The sequence below is a fragment of the Tolypothrix bouteillei VB521301 genome, from assembly GCF_000760695.4.
Lineage (GTDB): Bacteria > Cyanobacteriota > Cyanobacteriia > Cyanobacteriales > Nostocaceae > Scytonema > Scytonema bouteillei_A.
In genome coordinates this window covers 9345891-9362439 of record NZ_JHEG04000001.1, presented here as the reverse complement: position 1 = coordinate 9362439, position 16549 = coordinate 9345891, and the positions used below count along the sequence as shown (strand labels likewise).

The window sequence follows — 16549 nt, the reverse complement described above, 5'->3', positions numbered from 1 at the left end:
GTTCTTCCAACAGGAAGAGAGTGAAAAGTATGATGTCAAAAAAATTAGATAAAGACAATCCTCCAAAAATAAAATTTTTGATTGCATTCTGCTTTCTGAGTATAGGATTAATTCAATGCAATTCCTTAAATGAAGTGGGAGTTTCATCACCACAAAATTTACAATTTAAGATTCAGCCATCTAGCATCAAAATCGAGCGCAAAAATACTTTTTCTGTCAAAAAATTTGGTGCTAGAGGTAATGGAATTACTGATGATACAAAGGCGATACAAACCGCAGTAGATACTGTCTATGCCCGAGGAGGAGGAACCCTTGTCTTTCCTCCTGGTGTCTATCTTGTGACTTCTGTTAAGCTCAAGGACAATATCACCTATAAGGGATATGGAGCAACTATTAAACGACCTAAAAATCAGGGAAAATGGACAAGAACTTTTAGAGCTGAATATGCAGGTCGGCAAGATTCTAAACTATTAATTATCAAAGGCTTTACTTTTGATGGAAATAGCCAGAATCAAGGATCTTACAAAAATTATGAGTTAGAACAAGCACATTTAATATTTTTGACAGCGAACCCCAAATTTCCTGGAAAATTAAAAGCTTTGATTGAAGACTGTGTTTTCAAGAATGGTGTTGCTGATGCTATTTCTGTCTACACTAATGTAACTGTCAAAGTTAACAAATGTGAAGCTGTTGATGTGTTCCGTGGGGGTTTTGTATTAACAGGCGGAAATTCCTTTGTTGAAGTTGAGAATTTCACAACAAGAGGAGAGGTCGATCCTGCTGGAATTGATGTAGAAGTTGATGGACGGGGTTATGGAAATACTTTGAAAGTAGATGTTAAATTTCAGAATCTGAATTTGATGGATGGAAAGTTTGATATTGGAGTTGCAGATGCATCGACAGTGATAGGTGACAATATTGTTTCTAATGATGCCCCATTTGTGCTTTACAGTTTAAATTCAACAATGAAATTTACAAATTCTAAATTTAAAGTAGGAGCAGCAGATGGTTATACAAACAGGATTTTGTTTCCTCATAATGTGACCTTTGAAAACTGTGAATTTTATGTAACCAGAAAAGAAACTGACAAACCGTACAGTTTTTTTAGTGCTGCTGATATTTGGTGGCAACATTCCAGCCAAGGAATTCAACGCAACCAACTAATAGTTTTCAAAAACTGTTTGTTTAAGGTAGATAAAAACATGAAATCCACCGATACAACTTATGCGATTCATGTCCGAAAAGATTTTCCCTTTACAAACAATAACTTGAGGGTAACTGGAGGGCATATCGCTAAAGATTTCAAAACTCCGATTGTTAGAGAATAATTCAGTAAAATCTCAGGAGGTCTTTGTGTTTACTCAATATTTACAGGGTGTTCATTTCAAGAAATACAACAGATTTATCAAATCTCTATTAGATAGAGTTGTAGCGGCAATTGTCTTAATCATTTTCTTTCCCGTGATGCTAATAATTGCGATCGCCATCTATAAAGATATGGGGCGTCCTATTTTCTTTTGCCAACCCCGCCCAGGTAAAGATGGTTGTATTTTTACTTTCTATAAATTTCGCACCATGACGAATGAGAAAGATCGCAATGGCAACTTATTACCTGACGAACAGCGATTGACGCTTCTAGGTAAATTTCTCAGACACACTAGCTTAGATGAACTTCCTCAACTTGTGAATGTCCTCAAAGGCGATATGAGCTTTGTGGGTCCCCGTCCTCTCCTTGTAGAGTACTTAAATTATTACACACCACAACAAGCTCGCCGCCATGCCGTTAAACCAGGAATTACGGGTTGGGCTCAGGTAAACGGTCGTAACAAGCTCTCGTGGCTGGATAAATGTAATTTAGACGTCTGGTATGTCGATCATCATTCGCTTTGGTTAGATTTGAAAATCTTAGTAATGACGTTCTTAAAAGTTCTCAAGCAAGAAAACGTAGGATCGTCAGAATGTTCTGAAGTATCAAAGCAACAAATTGCAGCTATTAAGGAAACAAAGCAATTATTCTCAGTCGATCCTATGGGTCTGGATTGATTGACAGAGCGAGATGAGTTAAGTGATTTGCAACAGCAGTGCGAACTGATTCATGAAATTGTGTATTTCTATGTAAGGAGTTATCTTAAGATGAAGCCAGTGACCGTGGTTGTAACAGGAGTAGGAGCACCTGTTGGAGTTGGCATTATTAAATCTTTGCGGGCTTCTAATTTACCGTTAAGGATTATTGGAGTTGACTCTGAGCCACTTGCTCAGGGACTGTTTCGCGTGGAGCGAGCACACTTAATACCCTCTGCTCGCCAGAACCCAGATGCATACTTTAATGCCTTAGTAAAAATTAGCCAGAGAGAAGGAGCAGATATCTTGTTTTCTGGATGGGAAGGGGAATTACCCATGCTGGCTGAACGCAAAGCTGAATTTGAGGAACGTACAGGGACAATTTTACCCCTCGCCCCGGATGCGACTCTCAAGGCTCTAGATAAATGGTTAACAGCTAAGGTGCTTGCAGTCTTTGGTGTACCCGTACCCGATACGGTGCTTCCTACAGAGCGGGCGCAGTTAAAAGATTTTTGCCACAACCATGCATTCCCCTACATTATGAAACCACAACGAAGTTCAGGAGGAAGGGGCTTAGTGCTCGTCCATACAGACGCAGAGCTTGAGTTTTTTAGCCACTACATCTGTGACCCTGTTGTACAAGAGCAGTTGTTACCGGATGACAAAGAATACACCATTGGAGTTTTTATCCAAACTGATGGGAAACCGGGTGGAGCACTAGCACTCAAGCGCAGTCTTTCAGGGGGGCTCAGCTATCGCATGGAAAGCGATAAGAACACTGATGCGTGCGATCTTGCAATTAAGGCTGCTAAAGCTATGGGTTTAATTGGTGCAGTTAATGTTCAAATGCGCCTAACTTCGACTGGTTTTAAGGTTTTTGAAATCAATCCAAGATTTAGTAGTGCAACTTGCGTGCGAGCTTATTTTGGATTGAACGAACCCGAACTCACAATTCGTCACTTTATTTTAGGAGAAGAAATATCTCCCCCTGAGGTCAAAGAAGGGATCTGCTTGCGGTTTTGGGAGGAAATGTATTTTCCGATGGAAGTTAAGCATGCTGCTCGGGAAGGAGAATACCAGTATCGAGGTGAAATTTTGAGCCAGTTTTAATAAGTGGGAAAAAAGAAAATTCAGCCCAACCATGAACCACTAATTATGAACAACACTATGAATATACAAATTATTGATGTATCCAATCCTTTATGGTCAGATACGCTGCAAAATCTACGCCACGATTTTTATCATTTACCCGAATATGTGGCTTTAGAAGCTAAAAGAATGAAGGCTGTTGCAGAGGCAATTTTCATTCAAGATGATGACAAAATTTTCTTTTTGCCTTATTTGTTACGTCGATGTGATGATGTCTTTTCTGAAGATTTAAAGGCATCGGATATTTTTGATGTTTTGTCACCTTATGGCTATCCCGGCATTTTATTGAATGACGCAGGATTAGAGAACCCAGAGTTTATCTCTTTAGTCATGGCTCAGCTTGCACAAACATTCAAGCATCGGAGAATTTGTTCGGCTTTCTTACGCCTGCATCCAATATTAAACGACCATTTCGAGCGAATTTATCCATCACCAACTTGTAAAATTCATTCGGAAACTATTGCAATTGATTTAAATTTGACGGAAGCTGAAATTTGGCATCAAACCAGACCAGAGCACCGTACTAAAATTAACAAATGCAAACGAAATGGTTTTGTAGCGAGAATTGCTCCTTTGGATCGGTATCTTCATGATTTTCTAGATATTTACACAGAAACGATGACTCGTGTTGGAGCATCACAATCTTACTATTTTAGTCGTGAATACTTTTGGCATTTTGTAGAAGCTTTAAAACAGAGTCTTCATCTGTGTATTGTTGAACGCGATCGCCAAGTTGTTTGTGCAGGTTTGTTTACTGAACGCTGCGGTATTGTTCAGTATCACCTTGGGGGAACAAGAAGTGAGTTTTTGAAATTTTCTCCCAGTACTCTAATGTTTAACTATGTTCGATACTGGGCAAAAGAACGAGGTAATAAAGTTTTTCATCTTGGTGGTGGAGTTGGAGGAGCACAAGACAGTCTTCATCATTTTAAGGTAGGGTTTTCTCGACAAAGGTACAATTTTCCTCTCATTCGCTTAATTACAGATGAAGAAACATATATGTATCTCGTCGATTTGCAAGCAAAACTGTTGAATACACAGGTAAACCAACTCCTGACAACAAACTTTTTTCCTGTCTATCGTTCACTCTCAGTCTAAAAATATGGGTTATGAATAATACTAAAGTGTTAGTATTCGACTTGGATGATACTCTTTTTCCCGAACATGAATTTGTATTGAGTGGATTTCAGGCGGTTAGTGAGTGGGTACAATCTAAATATGGAATTTTTGATTTCTTTGATGTTGCTTGGAAATTGTTTCAGGAGGGGATACGAGGCAAGATTTTCGATATAACTTTCGAGGTTTTAGAGATTAAGTATGAACCTTCGCTGATTCAAGAGCTTGTCCGAGTTTATCGGGAACACAAACCGACAATTTGTCTGCATGAAGATGCACAGTGGGCAATGGATTACTTCAAATCTGAGAAACAGCTTGGTCTCATTACCAATGGTTTTCTAAAAACTCAGCAGAACAAAGTGAAAGCATTGGGAATTGAATCTAATTTCGATGAAATTGTCTACTGTGATGTCTACGGACATAAAAATTGGAAGCCCAGCCCAGTCCCTTACAAAAAAATGATGGAGTTTACAGGATGTGAAGGAGTTGAGTATATGTATGTTGGAGATCATCCTTATAAAGATTTTGTAGCTGCAAAAACCCTCGGCTGGCTCACATTACGTATTTGCCGTAAAGACGGTGAGTATAGAAATGTAATGGCAGAAGAAAATCATGATGCTCACTTCAAAATTAGGTCTTTGTATGAATTGAAAGACCTTTGTTAAAACCCCGGTGAATCAATCGATTACTTGCTGACAGTAAAAGCACTCATCTTGCGTTAGCTCAGAGAAGGCAAACAAAACCATGAATAAACCAATTCTCCTCTCAACACCCCACATGAGCGATCGCGAACTGGAATTTGTTAAAGAAGCCTTTGACACTAACTGGATCGCCCCTATTGGTCCCCATGTAGATGCTTTTGAGCAAGAATTTTGTCAAGTGACTGGCGCTCATCATGCAGCAGCGCTCATTTCCGGTACAGCAGCTATTCATTTAGCTTTGCAATTAGTTGGCGTTAAGTATGGGGATGAAGTTTTTTGTTCTACGCTCACATTTACTGCAACTGCTAACCCAATTGTTTATTTAGGAGCAAAACCTGTATTTGTTGACAGCGATCGCACTTCATGGAACATGAATCCCGAGTTGCTTTGTGAATCCCTGGCTCGTCGCGCCAGAGAAGGCAAATTGCCCAAAGCTGTTGTACTGGTGCATTTGTACGGTCAAAGTGCTGATATCGATCCCATTTTGAAAATTTGCAATGAATATGAGATTCCTTTAATTGAAGATGCGGCTGAAACGTTAGGCGCTACTTATAAAGGGCGAACGCCTGGTACCTTCGGGCGTATTGGTATTTACTCCTTTAACGGGAATAAAATCATTACGACGTCTGGAGGCGGGATGTTAGTTTCTCATGACGAAAAACTGACGAACAAAGCCCGTTTTTTAGCAGCACAAGCACGCGATCCGGCTCCTCATTACCAACACTCAGAAATTGGTTACAACTATCGCCTTAGCAATGTTTTGGCTGGTATCGGTCGCGCTCAGTTACGTGTTTTGAGCGAGCGAGTTGCAGCTAGACGACGCAATTTTGAGGTGTACCACCGGGCTTTAAGAAATTTACCAGGACTAGAGTTTATGCCAGAAGCTAGTTTTGGATTTGCGACTCGGTGGCTGACTTGTTTAACAATCAATCCCAAGCTGTTTGGTGCAGATCGAGAGCAAATCCGTGTAGCGCTAGCCGAACAGCAAATTGAAACTCGTCCTGTATGGAAGCCGTTACACCTACAGCCAGTATTTGCAGGCTGTGAATGTATTGGAGGTGCAGTCGCTGAAGACTTATTCACACGGGGTCTTTGCTTACCTTCTGGCTCTAATCTCACAAACCAAGACTTAGAACGAGCGATCGATGCCATTTCTATAACCCACCATAACAAAAGCAGCGATCGCACTTCTTCAATCGTGGGTCATAAGTCATTGCTCATTGGTAAAAAACTATGAACAAATGACAATATAAATTGTATCGCTCTATCAATAATGAAACAATAAACATAGATTTAAAATTTGTTATGGAAACACAAGTAACTGTTGTAAATCTTGATAAATACTGGCAAGTACTCAAGCACCGTGGATTCCCTGCTTTAGGAATCTTAGTGTCGGTTTTCTTGATATCAGTGTTCGCATTATCTCTGAAAAAATCTTCTTATGAAGCGGAAGGAAAACTGTCATTACAAAATAACACGATTTCTTCTCTAACGGGAGTAGGAACTGACATAGGTAAGTTAGAACCATTAACAGGCGATCGAAGTAATCTTCTCCATACAGAAGCAGAAATTATCAGTTCTGTCCCTGTTGTGCAAAAAACTATTAACCTCCTTAACCTCAAAGACAGCGAAGACAACCCCCTCAAATCGAAGGATTTTATTAACCGATTGGCGATTAAAGAAATTAAAGGAAGCGATGTTCTACAAATAACATATAAGGACACCAATCCTAAAACATCTGCAGATGTTGTTAATACTTTAATGCAAGTCTATTTAGACCAAAACATCTTTTTCCATAGAATGGAAGTCGCATCTGCTCGCAAATTCATCGAGAGACATTTACCAAAAGCCGAATTAGTTGTGCAGCGTGCAGAAGCTGAATTACGCAAGTTCAAAGAAAACAACCAGATTGTTGCTTTATCAGAGGAAGCGACTAGTGCAGTAGCAAGGATGGCTGATTTACAAAAGCAAATTGGGGACTCTCAATCTAGAATTGCCGATCTCACTGCTCAGTCTCAAGCTATCCGCAACCAATTGAAGGTGAACTCCCAACAAGCAGTCATTGAGACTTCTGTCAGTCAGTCTCCTGGCGTGCAAGATGTACTTAAAGAAATCCAGCGGCTAGAAACTGAACTTGCTGCTAAAAGAAGTACTTTGCAAGATATTCACCCCACAATCATTCATTTAAAAAGTAATTTAGCAGCTTTTAGAGAAATATTAAACAGCCGGGTTCAAAATGTTGCAGGGACTCCGCAACCACAATTGAATCACAACCTGCAACTTGGAGAATTGCAACAAACCCTTACGGCTAGACTCATAGAATTAGATTCCACTCGTTTGGGTTTAACCAATCAAGTCTTGGCTTTAACCAATTTACAGTCTAACTATAGAAAGAGGTTAGAGGTATTGCCGAGATTAGAGCAACAACAACGGGAGTTAGAACGTCAACTACAAGCCGCCCAATCTACCTATTCCCTCTTATTACAAAAGCTCCAAGAAATTCGCATTGCCGAGAATCAGAACATAGGCAACGCCCGCATTATATCTGCTGCTCAAGTCCCAGAAGATCCGACTTCTTCTCCTATGCTTTTATACTTAAGTGCAGGTTTAATTGCTAATTTAGCAGCTTTGGCAAGTCTATACATTTTAGAAGCACAAGATAAATCCATTAAGACTGTAGGTGAAGTCCAAGAATTATTGGGAGAGACTTTATTAGGAATTATCCCCTCCTTTGATAAGCTCAAAACATTAAATTACAGCGATCGCCACTCTGAATCTTCCCTCTATCAACTTGTTGTTAAAAATACCCCACGTTCTGCAGTGAGTGAAGCTTACCGAATGCTAAGGGCTAACTTGAGATTTATTAGCGCTGACAAGGAAGTAAGAGTGATAGTTGTTACAAGCGCTGTGCCTAGAGAAGGGAAATCAACAGTAGCTGCGAATTTAGCAACTGCAATGGCTCAAATGGAGAGCAAAGTTTTGCTGATAGATGCAGATCTGCACCGTCCAGTTCAGCATCAAATTTGGGAACTATGTAATACTGAGGGTTTAAGCAATACGATTGTCGGACAAGTTGACAGCGGGACAGCTATCAAAAGAGTTTGGGATAATTTAGATGTCCTCACGGCTGGTGTTGTACCTCCTTCTCCAGCATCTCTCCTTGACTCCAAACGAATGGCTCGGTTAATTGAAAGTTTTGCTGCTACTTACGACTTTGTGATCGTTGATGCTCCAGCATTAAATGTTGCTGCTGATGCGGCTATTTTAGGTCACATGGCTGATGGTGTATTGTTTGTTGTTCGACCGGGGGTTGTTGATTCTGCAAGTACTATTTTTGCTAAAGAGCTTTTGGAAAAATCCGGTCAGAAAGTTCTGGGTTATGCAGTCAATGGAGTCAGTTCTAACAATAAACGCTATAACTACTACTACACTGAAGGCTACACTTCTGACACTCCAGTGACTTCAAATCGGGGGATTCTTGGTTCAATGAATTTACGTATTTAGAAACTTGCAAAAAATTAGCCGATACAATATAAAGTGTAGTATGCTGGTACCGAAAGCATACTACACATTGCTGCAAGTTATTTCCGTAATATTTTAAGCAAACTGTGTATTATTTGCAACTAAAAGGGTACTATAAGTGTGCGTCTAAACTGAATATGAGCCCTAAACGGTCAACCGTACCCTTCAGAAAGTTAGGGCTTGGGACTTAATATAATGTAATTTTATCTTTATAGAACTATTACATTTTTTTCTTCTTCTATCTAAAGAAGATTTTCGATAATATGATACTTGCTTTTCAGTAATTTAACTATATATGTGAATTCTAAGGTAAGTCTGAGAACGTTGATTGATAATAGTTAAGTCGCTTGTTCTTACTTAAAGAATTTTAATTCTAGTAAAGTATAAATTCTTTACATCAAATAATAGTTATATCTACGGTTATTCATACTTTCTAGAATTTTTGAATTCATCAAATCTTTATACCTCTATATTAGATGTCAAGTTGCAGCTGAAGACTTTCTATACTAAACTGCAATCTATGCGTGAGAGTTGTGTGTATAAAGAACGCAGCCAAAGGATGTCAGAACTTAGGCTGGAGTTTGCTGAATTCAACAAGGTTTTTTGGCATTTTATGAAGACTGAAGCTCAGCTTCAATGATGATTGTGGTTGTCGGTGTCTAATTCAAAAAATTGTTACAAACTCTTAACGTATATAACACCAAAAATTTAAAGGAATGAGTCATCATGAGGATTCTTATTGTAGAGGATAATGAATCTATCATTAGGTCACTCACTGCACTCCTTCATTATCAAAGTTATGCAGTGGAAGTGACCACAAATGGTCAAGCAGCTTGGGACTTAGTACAAGCCTTCAACTACGATTTGATACTGCTCGATATCATGTTACCTGAACTCGATGGTATTAGCCTGTGCCGCCAGTTGCGATCGCGTGGTTTTACAGTCCCGATTCTTTTGTTAACAGGTCGAGATAGCGGTCATGATAAAGCCATGGGGCTAGACGCAGGAGCAGATGATTATGTGGTAAAACCTTTTGACTCCAAAGAACTTATTGCTCGTATCCGCGCTTTACTGCGTCGGAGTAGCTCTACTCCATCACCTATATTAGAGTGGGGAAACCTGCGCCTTGACCCCAGCAATCTTGAAGTCCGTTATGAAACGCAACCGATACAGCTCACGCCTAAAGAGTACGCTCTTTTAGAGTTGTTGATGCGACATCCTAAAAGGGTGTTTAGTTGTGATGCAATTCTCGAACATATTTGGTCATTTGCAAACACACCGACAGAGGAAGCCGTGAGAACTCAAATCAAAGGATTGCGGCAGAAGTTAAAGGCTGTGGGAGCACCTACCGATATAATTGAAACTGTTTATGGTATCGGGTATCGTCTCAAAGCGTTACCAACAAAACCGATAAATAACATCTCTCTGAAGAGAGGTAATAAACAGCAACAGCAGACATCACCCGCATTAACAGAAGCTTTGAATCGGTTTAAAGAAAGAATGAACCAGCATATAACTGTGCTCGAACAAGCTGCTACAGCTTACTTGCAACAGACACAGAGCCAGGAACTCCAGACTTTAGCCGAACAAGAAGCTCAAACATTAGTAGCTTCATTGTGTCATTGTGGTTTGAACAAAAGCGCTCAGTTAGCTCGTACAATCAAACATTACCTGCAGCTCAGCCAACCTTCAACTAAAGAAACTAAGTACTTGTACAAGTTGGTAATGGCTTTACGCAAAGAAATAGAGTCTTCATCCCCAGGATTACTGTCAAAGTTGGCAAATTCCAAAGATGGACGCCCCAAGTTATTAATAATTGATAGCGATCGCCAACTAGCACGTGAATTAGTGATTAGGGCTGAAGCTCAAGGAATCATTGCAGAAGTAGCGACAACCTTGTCTGAAGTTAGGGATAAAATTGACTGTTTTGCTCCTAATGCCATTTTACTTGACCCCCTTGTCGGAAATACAACTGAAGAGAGTTTTGCCCTGCTAGCAGAACTTTTATTACAAACACCACCAGTACCTGTTGTGGTCTTTACAACCCATAGCAATTTGGATACTCGCTTGGAAGTGGCGCGATTGGGAGGACGTACTTTTTTACAAAAGCCAATGGCTGCTAATGAGGTGATACAAGTTATTACGCATATCTTGCAACCAACTAACATTGACTCGGAAGCAGTGGTGATGGTTATAGACAACAATTCCCAAACTCCAAACACGTTAAAAGCTCTATTAGAGCCTTGGGGACTGAAAGCGATCGTAGAGAAAGATCCGCAACAGTTTTGGGAAACTCTAGAAGCATCTACACCAGATTTACTGATTGTCAACCTTGATATGCCCAACTTAAACGGCAATGAACTGTGCCAAATAGTACGAAACGATGTACGTTGGGGTGGATTGCCAATTCTATTTCTTGCCAATAATATAGATGCCACCACTATTCATCAAATTTTTGCTGCTGGTGCCGATGATTTTGTCAGAAACCCAATTGTAGGTCCAGAACTAGTCAGCCGTATCCTCCATCGGTTAGAACGGACTAAACTGCAACGGAGTTTAGCAGAAATTGACCCGCTCACTAGAGTGTACAATCGCCATCGAGCCACTCAAGACTTGAACAAGCTACTGCGCTTGAGTTTGAGGCACAATCAACCCATGTGTTTGGCTATTCTAGAATTAGATAAGTTCAAGCAAATTAACAGCGATTTTGGTCACGCAGCTGGTGATGCAGTCCTGCGACAACTCGGACAACTTCTACAGCGATCGTTTCGTGGAGAAGATGTTGTCTCTCGTTGGAGTGGAGAGGAATTTGTCGTTGGGATGTATGGTATGACTCGAAGCCAGGGACTCCAACGAGTTGTTCAAATTCTAGAAACACTGCACGAGCAAAAGTTTACTGCTAGCAATAACAGCGAGTTTCAAATAACTGCCAGTGCGGGTATAGCCCAATACCCAGAAGATGGCGACGATTTGCAGTCTTTATACAAATCTGCCAATATTGCCCTCGGTCGTGCTCAAGCAACCGGTTGTAACTGCGCGTTACCAGCACTTACCCAAAATTGATTTGAAAATTCTTGAGAATTGTTACGTTGCAGCATCCCATTCAAGAGATCTTCCAGCCACCGTACAAGTAGACACTGTTATATTTCTTAACGAACTGCGATTAGTTCAGATGGAAGAAACTCTTTAAGCTTTTATAAAAGATTCCTTCTCTCCAGGCACTATTCAACCTTGCTCTCAAACAATCTGACTAAATAAAGCGAAGATATACGTAAGTCTCATTCATAAGAAGAGTATTTTTAGCAGAATTAACACGTAAATTTATTGATGATTTTGCTACTTCATCTTCACAAGATTCTCACATTGTGACTTTAGAATGAAATTATTCCGTAAAAACAGCACGTCCTGAATACTGCAAACACATAAAGTTTAAGGGCTGATACGTAATTGCAGTTAATCTCCATACAATTTTAGACCAGCTTGCATTGCTACATCGTGTTCTCTCCCGTGTCTCACTTGTTTCACCAACAAGTCATGTCTTTGAATGCAACTCCGTATTAATATCAACTGCTTTATTAAACATTTATTACTCGACCCTTGAGTGGAGGTAAAAAGATTATGAATTCTTGCCCTTGCTGCACCGACCAGTTATTACGCCACGTTCGCTCTCAAGGGATCTATTGGTTTTGCCCGACCTGTCGGCAAGAGATGCCAAGTTTTACCAGAGAAGCCAAAAAAATTAACTTGCTTGAAATGAATCTCAAAAATGCCTGCAAAGTTACCGAGTACTATATCAACAGCGCTATAAAAGCCGAACAAGTTTTTGCATGAGCACAAGGTTTGGACGTGTTTGAGAGGCTGCAAAATTCCGAACTTCTTCAAGGATCGGTTGGTGAATGGGTAATGTTGCTCCTCATACCAATTCTATGTGAAGTTGCACACTATTGCCCTCACTCTAGAAGAGTGGACGGCAGGCGCTACAACGGGGGGAACCCTCCGAAGTTTGCTATTGGGGAGTCAGTGCGGTCTTGGGGAGACAGTGCGTTGCGGAGGTTTCCTCCGTTGGAGCACCTGTCGTCTTTGCCCAAGTGAAGCATCTGACGTGGAAACCCCCAAGCCGCAACTTCTCTCCGCAACGCGCTGCCTCGGCTATACAAACAAAGCCAGCCTAAGCGCAAAGCGCACGCTACGCGATGCCGCAGGCTATGCCCGTAAGGGCTATACGCAGGCTAATTATATGCATCTTCATAGAAAATTGGTATCACCATTACCTTGTTCTTATAGGGGATTTCCCACGCCCAGGAGACTGGCGTATAGTCCTGCGGGCGTACTCCCTTTCCGCCATAAGACTACCGATCTTCTTCTCCTCTTTCCTCTGTGTCCTCTGCGCCTCTGCGGTTCATTTAATTAAGAAATCTTCGAGCGGGAAGGGAGTAGCTTCGCATCGCGTATAGCCCTTACGGGCATAGCCTGCGGCATCGCGAAGCGTGTGCCTTGCACATAGCGTCTCCGTAAGGAGATACCCGGAGGGACTTGGTTTGTATAGCTGCGATTTCAATCGCTTAATGTTTTTTCCAAATTGGGATGCTCCCGTTGTTATAGGTATCACCAATAAGTTCTGTCTGGGAACGAGAAAGATTGGGTCAACGTTTAAACGCAAAGATATCGTGAATAACTTGTACCCACCCATCAGAAACAGATTCAAGAATGCGATCGCCTTTATCTTGAGTTGCAACTGTAGGATCGCCTATAACCCCGCTTTGACTCAAATCCCGTGTTGTCCAAGCAAAAGATAGCTTACCTTCGATGCTGAGCAAACTCCCTTCTGGCTGTTCGGGAGGATATTCTACAACTGCAGCATCCATTTTGACTTGTTCGGGTAAAATTGCCAGCATAATACTAGTTTCAGCATCCCCGGCATGAATTCCTAATTTTTTTTCTTTAGGAGTCAGTAATTCTCCAGTAATATGGGGAACTCGCCAGGTGAAAAGTGGAAACACAAAAAAATCGCTGTATTTAACGTGTAGATCTCGTGCGACAATATCCATAACTTGGGGTTGTCCTCCATGAGAGTTCATCAACACGAATTTTCTAAACCCAGCACGGTAAACACTTTCTCCAACTTCTATCAAAGTTTTCAGTAAGGTTTTAGCACTGAGGGTAATCGTACCGGGAAAATGCCAATGTTCGTTGGATTTACCGTAGTAAAGATTTGGCAGGGCATAGGCTGGAATGTTGGGGTCTAGTTTTTCCAAAGCTTTTCCCAAAACCGCTGCACCAATAGCCGCATCAACAATCAGTGGTAAATGGGGACCGTGTTGTTCTACTGCTCCTACTGGTTGGATTATGACAACATTTTCTTTGTTCGGCATTGCTTGAACATCAGTCCACGTCAAGTATGGAAAAAAGCGTGATGGAGGAATGAAGCCGTGCATATTGGTTATTATATCTCTGATAAAATTAATACATAAAAGGTAGCGACTGAGGATTGATTTCCCAGTCCTCACTCCCCAGTCCATATGTACTCAAAAAAAGCAATGGTCGTAAATGATGGAGCTATCCGTACCTTATCTGTTGATATTGGTGGTAGCGGTGTTAAGGTAATGGTTCTAGATACCAAAGGCAATCCCTTAACGGAAAGGGCGCGAACAGAAACGCCCCAACCTGCTATACCAGAAGCTGTGATTCATGCGATCGCTTCTTTAGCAGCAACTCAAGGAGAATATCATCGCGTTTCAGTAGGTTTTCCTGGTGTTGTGCGTAGTGGTGTCATCGGAACAGCAGTGAATTTAACTCCTGAGTGGGTTGGGTTTGATTTGGCAACAGCATTGTCAGCACGTTTAAATCAACCCGTGCGTGTCATAAATGATGCCGATATGCAAGGTTTGGGCGCAATTTCTGGAAAAGGCGTGGAATTGGTGGTTACACTGGGTACGGGTTTTGGTTCTGCTTTGTTTGTTGATGGCAAACTGGTGCCAAATTTGGAAATGGGACACCATCCGTTTCGCAAAGGGGAAACTTACGAAGAACAATTGAGACGTTCGACTTTAGACAAGATTGGTAAGGAAAAATGGAACAGGCGTTTGCAAAGAGCGATCGCATCTTTGGAACATCTCTTCAACTACGATTACCTCTACATCGGCGGAGGGGAAGCCAATAAAGTCAATATTGAGTTGCCAAAAAATGTAAAGATTATTCCAAATGTGACTGGATTATTAGGCGGTATTGCTTTGTGGAAGGATTAAGTGTTGTCATTTGTCATTGGTTATTGGTCAAAAGTCCCATAGGTTGGGTTGAGGAACGAAACCCAACATTCACAGACATTTGTTGAGTTTCCACACGGGTTTACCCAACCTATAGTTGTAACTGTTGTGAAAGTAAAATCATTGTATTTAGCTCGTAGTAGCGCTTTAGCGCATACATCGTAACTACAAACTGGTAATGATTATTTGCAGCTACTTATATCAGATCCGGTAGCATTTGAATAATTAAAAAACCGCCGAGAACGCAGAGGACGCAGAGGGAGAGGACAGAGGAATAATATCGATAGCAACGGAACAGTAATTGATAGGAATGTCATCATAAGATGTTGCTTGTAGTGTCAGATTTAAATGAACTATACAAGGGCACAAAGAGTGCGAAGAAAGAAGAAAGTACAGCGGTAATTTTATAGTGGGAAGAAAATCATATGACAACTTCTCTTAATTTTTTTAGGATAGCAATCAGTGCAGGAGTTGGAAACACCTCTCCCTTGTCTTCCTTGTCTCCCTTGTTCGGATATCAAATAGGATTGCTATAGAATATATGTTCTGTATAGCAATTGAAATATGACCGCCAAAAGCAAAAGAGTCGATAATGATTCACCGTGGAAAGAAATTTTAGAAGCATACTTTCCCCAAGCCATGCAATTTTTCTTTCCGGAAGTAGCGGCATTAATTAACTGGGAACGTCACCACGAATTTCTGGATAAAGAATTTCAGCAAATCGCACGCGATGCAAAACAAGGTAGGCGATATGTCGATAAGTTAGTCAAAGTTTGGCAACTTCAAGGAGAAGAAATGTGGTTGCTAATACACGTAGAAGTCCAGGCAAAATCAGAAGACGACTTTGCACAAAGAATGTTTTCTTACAATTTACGGATTTTTGACCGATTTGCTAAACCTGCCATAAGTTTGGCGATTTTGTGCGATTCCGACCCCACATGGCGACCAAACCAATATAGTTACAGCTACCCCAAGACCAAGCTGAACTTTGAATTTGGCACCGTCAAGCTTCTCGATTACCAAAACCGTTGGACAGAATTAGAAGCCAGCAATAACCCATTTGCAACGGTAGTCATGGCAAATTTAAAAACGCAGGAGACAAGTAAAAAACCAGGAGAACGAAAAAGTTGGAAATTTAGCTTGATTCGACGATTGTATGATTTAGGATTGACAGAGAGAGATATTCGTAACTTATATCGATTTATCGATTGGGTTATGATATTACCAAAAGGATTGGAAGCAGAGTTGTGGGAAGAATTTAAGCGATTTGAAGAGCAGTGCGTTGCGCGGGTTCCCCGCGTTGTAGCAACTGCGGAACAGGAGCGGAGTATGAGTTATATTACCACAGGCGAGCGCATTGGTTACGAACGGGGAAAGCTTGAAGGAAAGCTTGAAGGAAAGCTTGAAGGAAAGCTTGAAGGCGAACAAAAACTTATTCTACGGCAACTACAAAGACAGCTAGGGGAGTTGCCACAATCGGTGAGAGAAAGCATTCAAACCCTTTCAACAAACCAATTAGAAGCACTTGGCGAAGCTTTGTTAGATTTTACAACTATTGAGGAGTTACTGAACTGGTTAGGAGCAAATCCAACAGTGTAAGGTAAACTGCTGAGAAGCTCGATTTAACGTAGAAGCAGCTTGTCAACAACTGTGAGAACATTAAAGGCAGCGATCTCAATGTTGTCCAATTTCGCCCTACCTCTGCCACTGGTATAATCAGAGCAGCACTCGGAACCC

The 16549-nt window shown here is 41.0% G+C and carries 12 protein-coding genes; 11 read left to right on the top strand and 1 reads right to left on the bottom strand.

Annotated features, from left to right (window positions below; genetic code table 11):
* Nucleotides 1-29: 29 nt before the first annotated feature.
* From HC643_RS38315 to HC643_RS38275, 9 genes are all read left to right on the top strand, one after another.
* Nucleotides 30-1328: a glycosyl hydrolase family 28-related protein gene (locus HC643_RS38315; RefSeq protein ID WP_167844845.1), complete on the top strand. Its 1299-nt coding sequence runs from the start codon at nucleotides 30-32 to the stop codon at nucleotides 1326-1328.
* 25 nt (nucleotides 1329-1353) lie between these two features.
* Nucleotides 1354-2043, top strand: coding sequence for a sugar transferase (locus tag HC643_RS38310; RefSeq protein ID WP_050045466.1), 690 nt, complete (start codon nucleotides 1354-1356; stop codon nucleotides 2041-2043).
* Nucleotides 2044-3171: an ATP-grasp domain-containing protein gene (locus tag HC643_RS38305; protein ID WP_038086456.1), complete on the top strand. Its 1128-nt coding sequence runs from the start codon at nucleotides 2044-2046 to the stop codon at nucleotides 3169-3171.
* Nucleotides 3172-3228: 57 nt separating this feature from the next.
* Entirely contained in the window at nucleotides 3229-4308 is a 1080-nt protein-coding gene (locus HC643_RS38300; protein WP_038086453.1) for a GNAT family N-acetyltransferase, read from the top strand.
* A gap of 11 nt (nucleotides 4309-4319) precedes the next feature.
* Nucleotides 4320-4991, top strand: a complete 672-nt coding sequence (locus tag HC643_RS38295) for an HAD family hydrolase (RefSeq protein ID WP_050045468.1) — start codon at nucleotides 4320-4322, stop codon at nucleotides 4989-4991.
* 79 nt (nucleotides 4992-5070) lie between these two features.
* Nucleotides 5071-6264: a DegT/DnrJ/EryC1/StrS family aminotransferase gene (locus tag HC643_RS38290; RefSeq protein WP_050045469.1), complete on the top strand. Its 1194-nt coding sequence runs from the start codon at nucleotides 5071-5073 to the stop codon at nucleotides 6262-6264.
* A 68-nt stretch (nucleotides 6265-6332) separates the two neighbouring features.
* Nucleotides 6333-8531 carry a GumC family protein gene (locus HC643_RS38285; protein ID WP_038086450.1) on the top strand — a complete coding sequence of 733 codons (2199 nt, stop codon included), beginning with the start codon at nucleotides 6333-6335 and terminating at the stop codon, nucleotides 8529-8531.
* Between the two features lie 744 nt (nucleotides 8532-9275).
* Nucleotides 9276-11612 (top strand): response regulator, encoded by a 2337-nt coding sequence (locus HC643_RS38280; protein ID WP_038086447.1) that lies wholly within the window; start codon nucleotides 9276-9278, stop codon nucleotides 11610-11612.
* A 555-nt stretch (nucleotides 11613-12167) separates the two neighbouring features.
* Nucleotides 12168-12380 (top strand): hypothetical protein, encoded by a 213-nt coding sequence (locus tag HC643_RS38275; RefSeq protein WP_050045470.1) that lies wholly within the window; start codon nucleotides 12168-12170, stop codon nucleotides 12378-12380.
* An 812-nt stretch (nucleotides 12381-13192) separates the two neighbouring features.
* Here the strand turns inward: HC643_RS38275 and HC643_RS38270 are convergent.
* The gene (locus tag HC643_RS38270) at nucleotides 13193-13984 is read right to left on the bottom strand and encodes a creatininase family protein (protein ID WP_038086444.1); all 792 of its coding nucleotides are present in this window, start codon (nucleotides 13982-13984) and stop codon (nucleotides 13193-13195) included.
* 102 nt (nucleotides 13985-14086) lie between these two features.
* On the opposite strand from HC643_RS38270, the gene HC643_RS38265 reads away from it, so the two are divergent.
* Both HC643_RS38265 and HC643_RS38260 read left to right on the top strand, forming a co-directional pair.
* On the top strand, nucleotides 14087-14794 hold the full coding sequence (locus tag HC643_RS38265; RefSeq protein WP_038086440.1) for an ROK family protein: 708 nt from the start codon (nucleotides 14087-14089) through the stop codon (nucleotides 14792-14794).
* Between the two features lie 582 nt (nucleotides 14795-15376).
* Entirely contained in the window at nucleotides 15377-16411 is a 1035-nt protein-coding gene (locus HC643_RS38260; RefSeq protein WP_038086437.1) for a DUF4351 domain-containing protein, read from the top strand.
* Nucleotides 16412-16549: the final 138 nt, after the last annotated feature.